Consider the following 13,721-nt stretch of genomic DNA (forward strand, 5'->3'; position numbering starts at 1 on the left):
CCCCGCCAATGCCGGCCTCGTAGTCGAAGGCTGCGGCAATCGGCTCGTACTGGAAGGCGATATCGCGGAAGCCCGCGTCGCGGGCGATCTCCGCCAGCGTGTCTTCGGCAAGCTGGTCGGCGGCGGCATCCTCGTCGATGAAATGCACCGGTCGGCCCAGTACGGCCGACGTGAACTCGCGGCCGGCGGCGCGTTCGGCGCGGCCCTTGAGTTCGCCGATGAAGTGCGCCAGCAGCTTGCGGAAAGGCATGGCCTGGCCCATCACTTCGGTGCTGTCATCCATCATCGACGTGCCCAGCAGGCTCTTGAGCGAACGCATCATGCGCCCCTCGTAGCCGGCCAGATAGTCGGCCAGTGCCGCGCGGCCGTAGCTGACCAGCGGGTCTTCCGCATGGAAGAAGATCACGGAGGGCAGGGTCGCCTTGTCGTCCTCGAGCGGCAGGAGCGTCGATGCGCCCGGGCGAACCCAGCCCACGGTCGAGTTGGACGTGCCGAAGTCGACACCACATGCGTTTGCGATCATGAAATTCCGGATGAGGGCAGAGGTGCAAGGAGAGGCGGAGCCAGGGGCGTCCGCCGCGCGGGGCGCTATTGTATTGGTTTTCCTTGCGGCGGGTATGAATGCGGGCGCGATGCGATTGCGCGGCCTATCCCATGTGGCGTATGCCGTGATGAACGAGGAGGAAACGGAAGAAAACGACTGGATTTTGTGAAATCAAGTCATTTTATGAATTCACGAGATGGGGCTACTCTGTCACCCGGGTTGACACCAGACACCCTGAAGCCCGACGGAGACATCGCCCCTCCGTGCCACGACTGCATCGCCCCTGATTGACAGAGCCCGATCGGCAGCCCGGCAAGAATCCGGCGAAGCCAGCCTTGCCGCGGACTGCCATCCGGGGCAGGGTCAAGATCCTTATCATGACCTCGAAGAACAACACCATCTCCCTGCTTACCGCAGCACTTCTGCTCGCCCCCGCACTGGCATGGAGCGCCCCCGCCCCGGTTCCTGCCGACAGCGCCGCCGCTCCCGCCGCCGTCCTTTCCCATGACAGCGCGCTGTTTGGCTCCCAGGCCGCCCTTGATACGGTGACCCGCACCATCGATGTGGCGCCCGGGATGAAGCGTCTGACCGTTGCATCGGGCGAGTCGGTGGCGATTCGCGCGGGTGGACGTACCGTCGGCTGGACGTTCCTGCAATCCATCAACGGCAGCGCCATGAACCTCGCGGTGCTGATGCCCGGCGTGCCGCAGGCGCGGGATGTCTACGTCTTCATCGAACCCAGCGAGATCTATCGCGCAGGTTGAACCGCGCCGAGATCAACGTCCCATGCGCCGGTCATAGCTCTGCGAGATGCGGTGCACCAGGTCTGGGTCGCGGGAGTCGTTGGCGTTGAATTGCACTCTCACGCTCCCGTCCGGCTGTTGGCGCACCCAGGCCGAGACCGGAACGCCGCCGCGGTCGCCGGAAATCTCGCCGCTGACCTGGTTCTGCACCGCGATCGCCACACCCTGATCGCGCATGGCATCGGCGGCGGCGAAGAACGAGCGGTCGTAGCTGGCGGGCACCGTGCCGGGAGGGTAGCCGTAGTAGGTGCAGCCGGCCAGCGCCAGGCCAAGGCAGAGCGTCCAGATCGAAAGCAGGCGTGTCATGGCGATTCCCTCCCAGTTTCCATGGCCGGTGTGAACCTATTCTAGGTGGCCCCGGCGGGAAAATGTGCCGATTTCGACTGGCTTGTTACGCCCCCCGGGGCGTTACTGCGCTGGTGCCTTCGGTGCTGCGCTGAACGTTTTGTTCGCGATCTTCCAGACGCCGTCGATCTGCAGCAGGTTCATGTAGTCGGTGAACGTTACCTCGGGGTACTGCAGCACGACCTTGGCGGTGGCGGCATTGCCGACCACGTCAAAGCTGGCGATAAAGCGCCGGCGCTGCGCTTCGTCTGCGGCGGGCTCGCCCTGGAAGCGGGCCGAGAATTCTTCCACGGTCAGCGAATGCAGGGTGCCGTCACGGAACGAGATGATGCGGGCATCGGCATGAAAGGCCTTGCGGACGTACTCGGCGCGGCCGGTGCGGTGCGCTTCCAGATAGTGCTGGATCGGTTCGAGGGCGGCCAGGTATTCGGCCGGGATTGCTTGGTTCGTCATGTTGTGTCCTCCAGTGCGTATTGCGTAGTGCGTATTCGGAAACGCCTCGCTGTTGGTCCGCGGGCGGTTTGCATTGTATCCGTAAATTGCATACAAAATGGAGTTGGGCAGCCCAAAAGAGAAAGCGGCCGGATGCCCTGAAGGCATCCGGCCGCATCAGTTACTGCGAACCCGATGGGCTAGCTTACTCGTTGACCGCCAGTTCCGATTCCAGCACCTGGATGGCCGTCTTCTTCGGCCCGCGATTGCGCCAGGCCGACCACGTCACGCCAGCCAGCAGCAGCGCCGAGATCACCACGAACGTGCAGCTGATCGGGCGCTCCACGAACACGGCCAGGTCGCCACGCGACAGCAGCAGGGCGCGGCGGAAGTTCTCTTCCACCATCGGTCCGAGTACGAAGCCGAGCAGGATCGGCGCGACCGAGAACTCCAGGTACATCAGCAGGGCGCCGATCAGGCCGAAGGCCAGCACTTCCCAGATCTGGAACAGACTGCTCTGCGTGCTGAATACGCCCACTGCGATGAAGAACATCGCCGACGGGAACAGGTAGCGGTAAGGCACCTGCAGCAGCTTGACCCACACGCCGATCATCGGCACGTTCAGGATCATCAGAATCACGTTGCCGATCCAGAAGCTGGCGATCAGGCCCCAGAAGATGTCCGGGTGATCGCTGATGAGCTGCGGACCCGGGGCGATGCCCTGGATCATCAGCGCGCCGAGAATCAGCGCCATCACGGCGTCGCCCGGAATGCCCAGGCTCATCGTCGGGATGAAGTCCACCTGCGTCTTCGAGTGCGAGGAGGCTTCCGGCGCCGCCACGCCGGCGATCATGCCGGTACCGAACTTCTCGGGCGTCTTGGAGATCTTGCGTTCGAGCGCGTAGGCCACGAACGTCGTGATCGTCGGGCCCGTGCCCGGCATCGCGCCGAACAGCGTGCCTACGCCAGTGCCGCGCACCATCGGCCAGAAGGCCTCTTTCAGCTCGGCCAGGCTCGGACGCATGTCGCGAATGCGAAGCTTGGCGTTGGAGGTCACTGCGGTCATGCGGTTCACGTTCAGGATGAAGTCAGCCACCCCGAACAGGCCCATTGCGATGGCCACGAGTTCCAGACCATCGCTCAGTTCCGGAATGCCCAGCGCGAAGCGGAACGTGCCAGTGTTCACGTCGGTGCCGACCACGCCGCAGAGCAGGCCGAATAGCGTCATGGCCACGCCCTTCAGCGGAGAGCCGCGCGACATCGTCGAACCGGCAAGCAGACCCAGCAGCATGATCGAAAAGATCTCGGCGGGACCGAACTTGAAGGCGATGGCCGTCAGCAGCGGCGATGCGAAGATCATCACGAGAATGCCCACCGATGCGGCGAAGAACGAGCAGATCATCGTGATGCCAAGCGCCGTGCCACCTTTGCCTGCCTTGGTCATCGGGTACCCGTCGATACAGGTCACCGCGTGCGGCGGGTGCGAAGGCAGGTTCAGCAGAATGGCGCCGATCGCCCCACCGTACTGCGAGCCGTAGAAGATACCGGCCAGCATCAGGATGGCAGGCACCGGGTGCATGACGTAGGTGAGCGGCAGCAGGATCGAGATAGCCGAAAGCGCGCCCATGCCTGGCAGCACGCCGATCAGGTTACCGACCAGCACGCCGAAGAACGACCACATCAGGTTGCTGCCCTGGAACGCTACCCCAAAGCCGAACCAGAGATCATGTAATGCATTCGAAACCATGGTACTCACGCCCCCCACGTAAACATCGGAAGCTGCAGCTGCAGCGCCCACGAGAACACCACCGCCGCAATAACGCACATGGCAATGGAGAGCAGGAACGCCTGCTTGATGCTGTTGCTGCGATCACCGAGCGCGGAAATGAAGACGATGGCGAACGTGGCCGGAATCATGCCGCCGTACTTGCCGAACAGCAGGAATGCCAGCGTGCCCAGCACGATGCAAACCGTGCCGCGCAGGTCCGGCGCAGCGTGGCTGTGTCCATGACCGGAGGGTTTGTCTTCCTTGGGCTCGTCGTTGCGGGCGGAGACGGCGATGAGGACGCCGACGAATGCCAGCAGCGCGCCCACTGCGACCGGGAAGAAACCGGGGCCCATGTGGCTGAGCGAGCCGGTGTGATACTGCAGACCGGCCATTACGGCAGCGAGTCCGACCAGTGCCATCAGCGTGCCGCCGTAGTAGTCCTTCTTGAATCCTTTGGCGTGGCTCATCGGATGGCCCCGCTCTGGTTGCGCCACACGGGCTGTCCTTCGGCTCTGTCCGCTTCAACTGCGCGGACGCCGCTGCATCGACTGGTCATGCTCTCCTCCTACCTTTCAGAATGCCAACGGCCGCGAACCCTGGTGGCAGGAACCGGCGGCTCGTTGGATTTGGGGGAATCTATAAGGAGCGTCTTCCAATCGCCTTTCGTTAGCCTTGCGCGAACCTTTCGGGAAACATCATCTTGTGATGCATAAGATTCTTCTGCGCCGAACTCAGTGAAATCCCTAGGGGGCTTTCCGTATTGTCGGGAAAAGGGGAATCAGGCAGTACAGGGTTGGGTTGTATCTGCGACCAGTCAATTTGAATTGACAGAAAAAGGGCAAAAAAAACGCCCGCGAAATCGGGGGATCGCGGGCGAGATGCTTGCATCGTGGGGTCAATTCACGATGGCGTCATTTAGCCATGCCCCAGTACCCGTTGTCTCCCCTTCGGCAGGTGGCTTGCGGGCACAGGCGGATTCGGTGTAGATCACTCCGCCGGCTGGGCTTCCGGGAACTTGTAGAGGCCAGGATGTACGCGTTGGCCGGGTTCTTCTGGAGATAGCCTTCGGCGTTGTAGACACTGACTGACCAGAAGCCGTCGACCGGCACGTCCTTCACCGTAAAGCGACAAGGCCCGGAGCCCGAAACGTTATTTCGGGCAAGGCAATTCTTAATGCGATGGATTAATTGTGATTTGGAGCCCGTGTTCCGCGATCCCGGGATTGCGCGATACGGAAAGGTCTACCTGTGTCGATGCGCACCTGGCCGGAACGCATCGATCTTTCACACTACCTTCAGTGGTGTTTCTTGTTCTTCTGAGATTGGGTGGACGTCGTTGTCGCCTGTGTCGGCGGGACGAGAAACGATGCCTGCGACAGTGGTGCCGCCGGTCCGGTCACGGCTTGGCCGGGCGGCGATGGCGAGGTGGTGGTCTGGCCGTTCTCGTAGCCGGTGGAGACGGCTTCGAGATAGCCAGGTGGGAACTTCTGCTCCGGTGTGGCGGTGGGTTGGGCGTAAGCGGCAGCGCCTGCAATCAGCGCGATGGCGCCGACAGCCAGCGGTTGCCCCAAAGTGATGAGCAGGTAGGCTTTGGGATGCATCAGCAGCTCCTTCTTCACTACGTATTGCGACGACCTGCCGCAGCGATTGCTGCAGCAATGCTGGGATGGGACGGCGCCTTCCACGGATACCGGCCTGCGCGACGCGGACGTGACTGCTGCTTCGACTGAGCACGCTTCGAACCATCCACAAAAAGGATGGCCGGCAGTCAGCGCCAGCATCGACTGTGTGTCAGGGATGGGGGTGAGCGGAACGTACAGGTTCCGCGCAAGGGAGGGAGCTCGGCCTTCCTCACAATCTGCCACGGAGGCCGCGAAGTCAAACCGATTTACACATCAGGCGGGAGCCTGCCCGTGGCGGTGTACGCGAAGGCACGGCCGCGCGTTCGATGCTGCAGTGGCAGAGTCTGATCCGACAAGATGGGAGCGCCGCTCATGGCGATTGCGCGGGCTAGACTACAGGGCATCAAGCAACTAGGCCAACGCAAATCCTGGAGGCCATCAATGCCTGAGTCCGTGAAAGACGCCGATGACGCCGTTGGCCGCCCCAAACCGCAGATGGTGCCGGCCGGCTATCGCCAGGGCATCATCACGGCCATTACGGTGCTGCTGGGTTTTTCGCTGGCCTTCTGGCGTTTCTGGGGCTTCGAGAGCCCCGGGAAGTGGAGCGTCCGCGCGTTGTTCGCCGCGCTTTGCCTAGTCTCCGCCGTGGCGCTCCAGATTCTGTCGCTGTTCCGCGCGTTGCGCATCGAGGACGACGAGGTGTCCGAGTATCGCAGGACCGTACGCTGGTTTATCGCGTCTGCCGTTGCACTGCTGCTTGGGCTGACCGCCGCCATGTTCGACGCAGCGCTTGCCGAGGCAGTGGATTGAGGTTGGATCTGGCAGGCACCTATAGCTTCAGCGTCGACAGCAGGATGCTGGTCTCTGTATTGGCAATGCCCGGGATCAGGCGGATGGCACTGAGGATGCGGTCGAATGCCTCCAGCGTATCCGCGCGCAGTTCGGCCATCAGGTCCCAGCGACCGTTGGTGGTGTGCAGCGCCACGACGTTCGGGTGACCGCGTAATTCACGCCGCACGTCCTCACTGTGGTTGCCCTCGATTTCGATGCTCATGATGGCACGGATGCGGAACGCCTCTGCCTCGGGCCGCAGCCGGATCGTGTAGCCGACGATCGTCCCCTCGCTCTCCAGTTTTGCCAGGCGGTTCTGCACCGTGGCGCGCGCCACGCGCAGCTTCCTGGCAAGCGTTACCACGGGCATGCGGGCGTCATCCCGCAGCAGGGCAATGAGTTGTCGGTCGGTATCGTCCATGGATCTGGCGGATTGCCTCATAGATTGGGCAAAGTGTAATGCGAGAATCAATCTCTGCCCATCGTCCGCATGCAATTTGGCTCAGCCATGGCAGATGAGCGATCCAGGAGGGATGAGGTCGGCCAGCGGCGGGAAAATCTTGACAGGATTTTTACTGCTGGCAGCCATCCTTTGATCCGATATCTATAAGCACATGCTTACCCTTGAGTCAGGGATATGGATGGACCGAGGAGATCATGATCAAGATACTAGTGCCGGTGAATGGCTCGGAATGCGCGCTCGACGCGGTGCGCTATGCGGCGTTCCTGTATCGAGAGAGCGGCGTGGCCGAGGTGGTGCTGCTGAACGTGCAGCCGCCGCTGGAGCATTCGCGGGCCAGCGCCTTTCACTCGCTTGCGGCATTGCGCGAGCAGGAATCGCAGGATGGTGAGTGCGCGCTGGAGCAGGCGAGCAATATCCTCGACGACTCCGGCGTGCGCTATACCGCGATGATTGGCGTCGGCAGCCCGGCGCAAGCGGTGGCTAGCGCGGCGACGACTTTGAACTGCGATGGCATCGTGATCGGCGTGAACCTGTGGTCGAGAATCAAGGCATGCTTCGGCGCCGGACTTGCCTCGGGCATCATGCGCAAGACTTCCGTGCCCGTGACGGTGGTGAAGTCGGCTGGAGCAAGCGGCGCGCTCACCAGCCAACCCTTGCCACCCGTTCTGCCGGCTTCGCATCGTCACGCCAGGCCGATGCTGGTCGTGTATCCGTAGACGCATGGCCTGCATGTCATCGTCTGAGCGATAACGGCAACGGGTGTCATGGATCGGACGAGACGGTTGCCAGTGCGGCGCCCTTCTCGCGCGCCATGAAGACCGCCTCCGACTTGTTCTTGGCCGCGAGTCGCCGATAGAGCTGCAACGTATGGCTTTTCACGGTCGGGACGGAGATGCGTAGTTGTCTGCTGATGGACTTGACCGAGAGTCCTCGCGACAGCAGCACGAGCACCTCGTACTGGCGCAGGGTCAGCCTGAGCAGGCGCGCTTCGCAAATGTATGCCGGCACCCGCGTGCTGCCGTGGACGCCTACCGGCGTTGGCACGGCAATCGGGGTAGCCGGCGCAATCGGCAGAGTTGGCGCCAGCGCGTGAATGCCGGCCTGCGCGCAGGCGATCAAGGCGCGTAGCGCACATTCGATCTCAACGGCACTCGCGTGTTCGGGTAGCCACGACAATAGCGGCGCGAACGGGTTGGGCGGCATCCATTGGACTTCGCCGCCATGCGCCAGGAATAGCACGCAGCGCACGGCCGATGCGGTTTCCAGTAACTGGTGCATGTCGATATTGGCGCCGCGCGGCAAGGCGCCAAGTACCAGCAACTCGGTACCGTGCAGAGAACACGGGGTCTCTGGTCGTGGCGTGATGACGCTGCTGTCGTCCACGTCTGCAATGCGATTGAGAATCCGCTGGATGCCAAGCCCGACCAGCGGGCGAAATTCGACCACCGTTGCCCTCATGATTGCTCCCCTTTGTTTCTGTAGTTATTTGACTGCGAGCAATCAGACCGCAAGAAGCATTCCATATGCGCAGGCACGTAAAAGCCGCGCCGGCACGCCAAAAGAAACCCCGGGCGTGTTACGTGTCACGTAACACGCCCGGGGCAGGCCTGTGGAACTGGTAGGTTTGGCAGGCAGGGCGCCTGCAGGGTATCAAGGCGTGATGGCTACCTTGAGCACGCCGTCGCGCTGGTGCCCGAAGAGGTCGTAGGCGGCCTCGATATCGGCGAGCTTGAAGCGGTGCGTGACCAGCGGGCCGAGGTCGATCCGCTGCGTTTCGATCACGTTCATGAGCCGACGCATCCGCTCCTTGCCGCCCGGGCACAGCGACGTAATGATGCGGTGATCGCCCAGACCGGCCGCGAAGGCGTCCAGGGGAATCTTCAGGTCGCTGGAATAGACGCCAAGGCTCGACAGCGTGCCGCCGGGCTTGAGCACGCGCAGGGCCGATTCGAAGGTGGCCTGCGTGCCGAGTGCTTCGATCGACGCGTCGACGCCACGGCCGCCCGTAATACGCAGGATCTCCTGCACCACGTCGGTATTGCGGAAGTTCAGCGTGACGTCGGCACCCATCTGGCGAGAGATGTTCAGGCGGTCATCGATCCCATCCACGGCGATGATCAGCGACGCGCCACGCAGGCGGGCGCCAGCCGTCGCGCACAGTCCGATCGGACCCTGCGCGAACACGGCAACGATATCGCCGATCTTGATATTGGCGTGCTCCGCGCCGGAGAAGCCCGTGGACATGATGTCGGGACACATCAATACCTGTTCGTCGGTCAGCCCGTCGGGGATGGGTGCGAGGTTCGCCTGCGCGTCCGGCACGAGCACGTATTCGGCCTGGGTGCCGTCAATCGTATTGCCGAAGCGCCAGCCGCCCATGGGCTTGTAGCCGTGCGAGTGGCCTTGTCCGTCCTGCGAGGCGCAACCGTCCTGGCACGCGTAGGAATAGAAACTGGGGCAGATCGCGCCCGCGATGACGCGCTGACCCTCGTGATAACCGGTCACGCCACTGCCGAGTTTCTCGATGATGCCCACCGGTTCGTGACCGATCGTCAGGCCCCGCTCTACCGGATACTCGCCTTTGAGAATGTGGATATCGGTGCCGCAGATCGTGGTGGTGGTGATGCGGATCAGTGCGTCGGTGGGGCCGACGGCCGGGATCGGCTTTTCCTGCAGCACGATCTTGCCGGGCCCCTGAAAAACCGCAGCTTGCATGCCTGCCATGTCGAGACTCCTTCTGGTTGGCCTGAAAGGCCGCCCGCAGCCTCGCGGGCGGTGATCCAGTCAGTCTAGGCCAGGCAGGCGCGGCAGAGAGTTGACACTCGTCAAAGTCAGAGAATGTGCGGTCGGCGGCCTTCGCCGAATCCTTCCTTGACCTCTTGGCACTTGCCACCGATACTTCCTAAACTATTCACTGTTTAGTTATGGGGGCGCGCATGGAAGACAGCTTGTCCGAAGTGGAAGGTGCAGCGGGTGACGTGGGTGACGTGGGTGAGGTGGATAACTTCGCGCCCGTCACGCAGGAAGTCGATGCAAGCGATCTCTCCGTGCGTGGCGTGTTGCCAGCGGGGTTGCAGGGCACGTTGTATCGCATCGGCCCGAACCCGCGCTTTCCGCAGCCCGAGGCGCACTGGTTCGGTGGCGACGGCATGGTGCATGTGTTCGCCATCGACGATGGGCGCGTGTCCTACCGCAACCGCTGGGTGCGCACGCCCAAGTGGCGTGACGAGGATCGTGCCGGGCGTCCGCTATTCCGCGCCTTCGCGGGCAAGTTGCCCGATGCGCCGGAGTGGTCGGGCAGCGATGGCGGCGTGGCCAATACCAACATCATCTGGCACGGCGGCGCGCTGCTGGCGCTCGAGGAAGCGCACCTGCCCACTGCTGTGACGCCGCGCGCGATCGACACGCTTGGCTATATGGAATACGGCCCGCTGAAGGGGCCGTTCACCGCGCATCCGAAGACCGACCCCCGTACTGGCGAACTACTGTTCTTCGGCTACAACGCCGACGGCAAGCTCACGCCCGGCGTGCAGGTTGGCGCGATCGATGCACAGGGCCGCCTGACGCATTACGCGCGTCTGCAGGCGCCGTACCCGAGCATGATCCACGACTTCATGGCCACGCCGGGTCATTTGTTGATCCCCGTGCTGCCGCTGACCGGCAGCCTTGCGCGCGTGGAGCGCGGCGGCCCTGGCTATGCATGGGAGCCAGAGAAGCCCGCCATGATCGGCATCCTGCCGCGTGGTGGCGGCGCCGACGACGTGCGGTGGTTCGAGGGCCCTGCCTGCTACGTGTTCCATGTGATGAACGCGTGGGAGGAAGGCGAGGGGGGACAACGCATTCTGGCGGACGTCATGGTCTACGACGAACCTCCCCTGTTCCCCCACGCCGACGGATCGCCAGGAGATCCCGCCCGGCAGCAGGCGTACCTGACGCGCTGGACGTTCGATCTTGCGTCGGACATACGCCGGTTCACCGCCGAACGGCTCGACGATACGGCGGGCGAGTTTCCACGCATCGACGACCGCGTTTCGGGTTTCCGCTATCGGCACGGATGGTTCGCCGCGTCGCATCCCGAGTACGGCGAAGGTGCGCTCAACGGCATCATGCACCTGGACATGCAGGACGGCACGCGCGACGCCTACTGGCTGCCGCGGGGCGATATCACGTCCGAGCCGGTGTTCGCGCCGCGTGGTGGCGCTCATGGCGGCGCTCCCGGTGGCGAGGGCGATGGCTGGCTGTTGGCGGTGGTGTGGCGGGCTGCGGCACAATGCAGTGAATTGCTGGTGTTCGATGCGCGGCACGTCGCGCGCGGTCCGCTGGCAACCGTCGAGCTGCCGCAGCGCGTGCCGTTCGGCTTCCATGGCAACTGGGTAGCGGAATAGCGGGATAGCGAGAGGGATGAACGAAGGCGGCACGAAACAGAACGGCGGGCGCAAGGGTGGCACGCGCAAGGTGGCGGGTGGCACGACCAAGCCCGCCGGACAATGGCATCACGGCGACCTGCGCGCCTCGCTGATCGCGTGGGGACTCCACTTGCTCGATACGCAAGGCATCGCGGCAATGAGCATGCGCGAAGCCGCCAAGCTGGCCGGCGTGTCGCCGGGCGCGCCGGCACACCATTTCCAGGACCGCAACGGCCTGCTTGCGGCCATCGCCGCGCAGGCGTTCCGGGAACTGGGCGCCTTCCAGGGCAACCGCGCACGCCTGATTCCGCGCGATACCCCGGCCAACAAGCTGCGCGCGCTGCTGGTCGGTTACGCCGAATTCGCGCACATGTACCCGGCGCGCTTTCACCTGATGTTCGGCCCGGCGATAGAACGTCGTGACGAATACCCCGAACTGCAGGAAGCCTCGTCCGGTTCGTTCGATCGGGTGCGAGAAACCGTCGTTGCGTGTCTGGGCGGACGTGAACCCGGCGCGCTGACGCATGAACAACTGGCGTTTTGTGTCTGGACGGCCGCGCATGGTCTGGCCACCCTGACGGCCACGCACGACCGCTTCCGGGCCATTTCGGCGGCCCCCGGGGCCGTCGAGCAGATGGCGGACACCGTCGCCACCTTCTGTCTGGCTGCGCTTCAGCACACAGACGACGTCTGAAGACGTCCCCCTCCTCATCAAGCCATAGGGCGTGAGCAAACACTCACATACGGCGCCTTGCCGCGCTTTGTGTATCGGTTTTGTATCAACTTTGTACGAAAAACGCTAAAGAGCCACTTTCGAGCGCCGTAAACCTTGGATGTAAAGACATTCATTTGCCTGTCTGGGTGAATTACATCGAAGTTACGTACGGCGAAGGACCTGAAGAAAATGGCTGCACTCGATTTCCTCGGCATTGGCTCCAACATGCAACTGGGCACGCTCCTCGATCAGCTGGCGACGGCGGAACGCCTGCCGCTGAAGGCGCTGGAGACCCAGAATACGGCCTACCAGGCCAAGCTATCCGGATATGGCACGATCAAGAGCATGTTGTCGGCCTTTCAGGCTTCCGCCAACTCGCTTGCCAAGCTCGACACGTTCGGCGCCGTCAAGGCGCAAGTCAGTAACAGCGATGTGATGACCGTCGCCACTGGCGCCAATGCGATTGCCGGCAACTACAACGTAAACGTCAAGAGCCTGGCACAGGCCCAATCCCTGGCGGGCGCTGGCCAGCTCAAGCAGGATGCGATCATCGGCACTGGCACGCTGACCTTCGAGTTCGGCGTCACGGGCGGATACGACGCCGACCCGGCATCGCCGACGTACGGCACATACGTGAACCCGACGTTCACGCCGACCGCCGACTCCGCCAAGACCGTGACGATCGACAGCAGCAACCAGACGCTGCAAGGGATTCGTGATGCGATCAACAAGGCCAATATGGGCGTCAAGGCCAGCATCATCAACGACGGCAGCGGCACGCCTTATCGTCTGGTGCTCAATTCGGAGAAGACCGGCGAGGCGATGAGCATGCGCATCACCGGTTCCTCACCGGAACTGCAGGCGCTTGCCGGATACGATCCGGTGGCCGGCCCGCAACCCGGCGGCATGAAGGAAGTGGTGCGTGCCACGAATGCGCAACTGACCATCAACGATATCGCCATCACCAGCGCCAGCAATGTGGTGACCGATGCCGCGCAGGGCGTCACGATGACGCTCAAGAAGACGGGCACCACGTCGATGACGCTGACGCAGGATCTCGACAGCATCAAGGCCGCGGTGCAGGGGCTGGCCACGGCCTACAACAACCTCCAGTCGGCCACCAAGCAGCTGACAGCCTTCGACGTGAAGAGCGGTACCAAGGCGGCTCTGACCGGTGACGGCGTGCTGCGCGGTATCCAGTCGACACTGCGCTCGGTACTCAACACCCCCGAAGCCGGGATGCGCGATGGCGCCGCGACAACGCTGGCCCAGCTTGGCGTGACGTTGCAGAAGGACGGCACGATGTCGGTGGACACCAAGAAGCTGGATGCCGCGTTGGCCGGAAACCTGGCTGACGTGACCGCGCTGTTCGGCGGCGACGGCACGAAGGGTGGGATCGCGCGCCGCTTGTCTGAAGCGGTGGATACCATGACGGGTACCAACGGCCCGCTGACCTCCGCGACCAAGGGTATCGAGCAGAGCGTGAAGGATCTCGGCAAGCGCTATGACTCGATGTCGGAGCACATCGATGCCAATATCAAGCGCGTCCAGAAGCAGTTCCAGGCGCTGGATCTGGCAGTCTCGCAGATGAACCGCACCAAGGACTACCTGACCCAGCAGTTCTCGGCGATGAACAACACGAACAGCAAGTAACCTGTCAGCGAGTCGTCAATCGATGCAAAAACGCCGCCCTCGTGGGCGGCGTTTTTTTGTTACGAGGAAGCGGGCGGGGTTTAGTCGTCAGCATGTTCCATCGGTGTTCCGCTCTCTCGCGAGGCTGGAGAGAGGAGCGA

Annotated in this window: 17 protein-coding genes; 7 read left to right on the forward strand and 10 right to left on the reverse strand. The window is 63.1% G+C overall.

Annotated features, from left to right (window positions below; genetic code table 11):
- Positions 1-523: Hsp70 family protein (locus tag RN01_RS17860; protein WP_039016711.1), on the reverse strand; the 523-nt coding region annotated here is incomplete at its 3' end.
- Here RN01_RS17860 and RN01_RS17865 point away from each other — a divergent pair.
- Positions 522-713 carry a hypothetical protein gene (locus tag RN01_RS17865; protein ID WP_035835413.1) on the forward strand — a complete coding sequence of 64 codons (192 nt, stop codon included), beginning with the start codon at positions 522-524 and terminating at the stop codon, positions 711-713. The genes RN01_RS17860 and RN01_RS17865 overlap by 2 nt on opposite strands.
- A 208-nt stretch (positions 714-921) precedes the next feature.
- Positions 922-1,308, forward strand: coding sequence for a CzcE family metal-binding protein (locus RN01_RS17870; RefSeq protein ID WP_024570177.1), 387 nt, complete (start codon positions 922-924; stop codon positions 1,306-1,308).
- A gap of 12 nt (positions 1,309-1,320) precedes the next feature.
- Here the strand turns inward: RN01_RS17870 and RN01_RS17875 are convergent, their stop codons facing one another.
- The 6 genes from RN01_RS17875 to RN01_RS17895 all read right to left on the reverse strand — a co-directional run bounded on the left by RN01_RS17875 (position 1,321) and on the right by RN01_RS17895 (position 5,492).
- On the reverse strand, positions 1,321-1,653 hold the full coding sequence (locus RN01_RS17875; protein ID WP_008641501.1) for a hypothetical protein: 333 nt from the start codon (positions 1,651-1,653) through the stop codon (positions 1,321-1,323).
- Positions 1,654-1,755: 102 nt separating this feature from the next.
- Complete coding sequence (locus RN01_RS17880) at positions 1,756-2,145, reverse strand: nuclear transport factor 2 family protein (protein ID WP_008641502.1); 390 nt, start codon at positions 2,143-2,145, stop codon at positions 1,756-1,758.
- A 184-nt stretch (positions 2,146-2,329) separates the two neighbouring features.
- Positions 2,330-3,871, reverse strand: a complete 1,542-nt coding sequence (locus RN01_RS17885; RefSeq protein ID WP_017511780.1) for a tripartite tricarboxylate transporter permease — start codon at positions 3,869-3,871, stop codon at positions 2,330-2,332.
- A gap of 5 nt (positions 3,872-3,876) precedes the next feature.
- Positions 3,877-4,359, reverse strand: a complete 483-nt coding sequence (locus RN01_RS17890; RefSeq protein WP_008641504.1) for a tripartite tricarboxylate transporter TctB family protein — start codon at positions 4,357-4,359, stop codon at positions 3,877-3,879.
- Positions 4,360-4,803: 444 nt separating this feature from the next.
- On the reverse strand, positions 4,804-5,010 hold the full coding sequence (locus tag RN01_RS33135; protein WP_080672828.1) for a DUF1214 domain-containing protein: 207 nt from the start codon (positions 5,008-5,010) through the stop codon (positions 4,804-4,806).
- Between the two features lie 176 nt (positions 5,011-5,186).
- A complete protein-coding gene (locus RN01_RS17895) occupies positions 5,187-5,492 on the reverse strand; it encodes a hypothetical protein (RefSeq protein ID WP_051068954.1) in 306 nt (101 codons plus the stop codon).
- Positions 5,493-5,954: 462 nt separating this feature from the next.
- Here RN01_RS17895 and RN01_RS17900 point away from each other — a divergent pair, with 462 nt between their 5' ends.
- Positions 5,955-6,323 (forward strand): hypothetical protein, encoded by a 369-nt coding sequence (locus tag RN01_RS17900; RefSeq protein ID WP_017511778.1) that lies wholly within the window; start codon positions 5,955-5,957, stop codon positions 6,321-6,323.
- Positions 6,324-6,342: 19 nt separating this feature from the next.
- On the opposite strand, the gene RN01_RS17905 is transcribed toward RN01_RS17900, so the two are convergent.
- Complete coding sequence (locus tag RN01_RS17905) at positions 6,343-6,765, reverse strand: Lrp/AsnC family transcriptional regulator (RefSeq protein ID WP_008641514.1); 423 nt, start codon at positions 6,763-6,765, stop codon at positions 6,343-6,345.
- A 236-nt stretch (positions 6,766-7,001) separates the two neighbouring features.
- On the opposite strand from RN01_RS17905, the gene RN01_RS17910 reads away from it, so the two are divergent.
- Complete coding sequence (locus RN01_RS17910; protein ID WP_017511777.1) at positions 7,002-7,523, forward strand: universal stress protein; 522 nt, start codon at positions 7,002-7,004, stop codon at positions 7,521-7,523.
- A 46-nt stretch (positions 7,524-7,569) separates the two neighbouring features.
- Here RN01_RS17910 and RN01_RS17915 read toward each other — a convergent pair whose 3' ends face one another.
- Together RN01_RS17915 and RN01_RS17920 are read right to left on the reverse strand one after the other, a co-directional pair.
- Positions 7,570-8,265, reverse strand: a complete 696-nt coding sequence (locus tag RN01_RS17915) for a response regulator transcription factor (protein ID WP_008641518.1) — start codon at positions 8,263-8,265, stop codon at positions 7,570-7,572.
- A 192-nt stretch (positions 8,266-8,457) separates the two neighbouring features.
- Positions 8,458-9,531 (reverse strand): NAD(P)-dependent alcohol dehydrogenase, encoded by a 1,074-nt coding sequence (locus RN01_RS17920; RefSeq protein WP_011520049.1) that lies wholly within the window; start codon positions 9,529-9,531, stop codon positions 8,458-8,460.
- 212 nt (positions 9,532-9,743) lie between these two features.
- On the opposite strand from RN01_RS17920, the gene RN01_RS17925 reads away from it, so the two are divergent.
- The 3 genes from RN01_RS17925 (at position 9,744) to fliD (ending at position 13,581) form a co-directional block, all read left to right on the forward strand.
- A complete protein-coding gene (locus RN01_RS17925; RefSeq protein ID WP_082019913.1) occupies positions 9,744-11,192 on the forward strand; it encodes a carotenoid oxygenase family protein in 1,449 nt (482 codons plus the stop codon).
- Between the two features lie 16 nt (positions 11,193-11,208).
- Positions 11,209-11,907: a TetR/AcrR family transcriptional regulator gene (locus RN01_RS17930; RefSeq protein WP_011520047.1), complete on the forward strand. Its 699-nt coding sequence runs from the start codon at positions 11,209-11,211 to the stop codon at positions 11,905-11,907.
- 210 nt (positions 11,908-12,117) lie between these two features.
- Entirely contained in the window at positions 12,118-13,581 is a 1,464-nt protein-coding gene (fliD, locus tag RN01_RS17935) for a flagellar filament capping protein FliD (protein ID WP_017511775.1), read from the forward strand.
- The last annotated feature ends 140 nt before the right edge of the window (positions 13,582-13,721 follow it).

Source organism: Cupriavidus sp. SHE, assembly GCF_000812445.1.
Taxonomy (GTDB): domain Bacteria; phylum Pseudomonadota; class Gammaproteobacteria; order Burkholderiales; family Burkholderiaceae; genus Cupriavidus; species Cupriavidus metallidurans.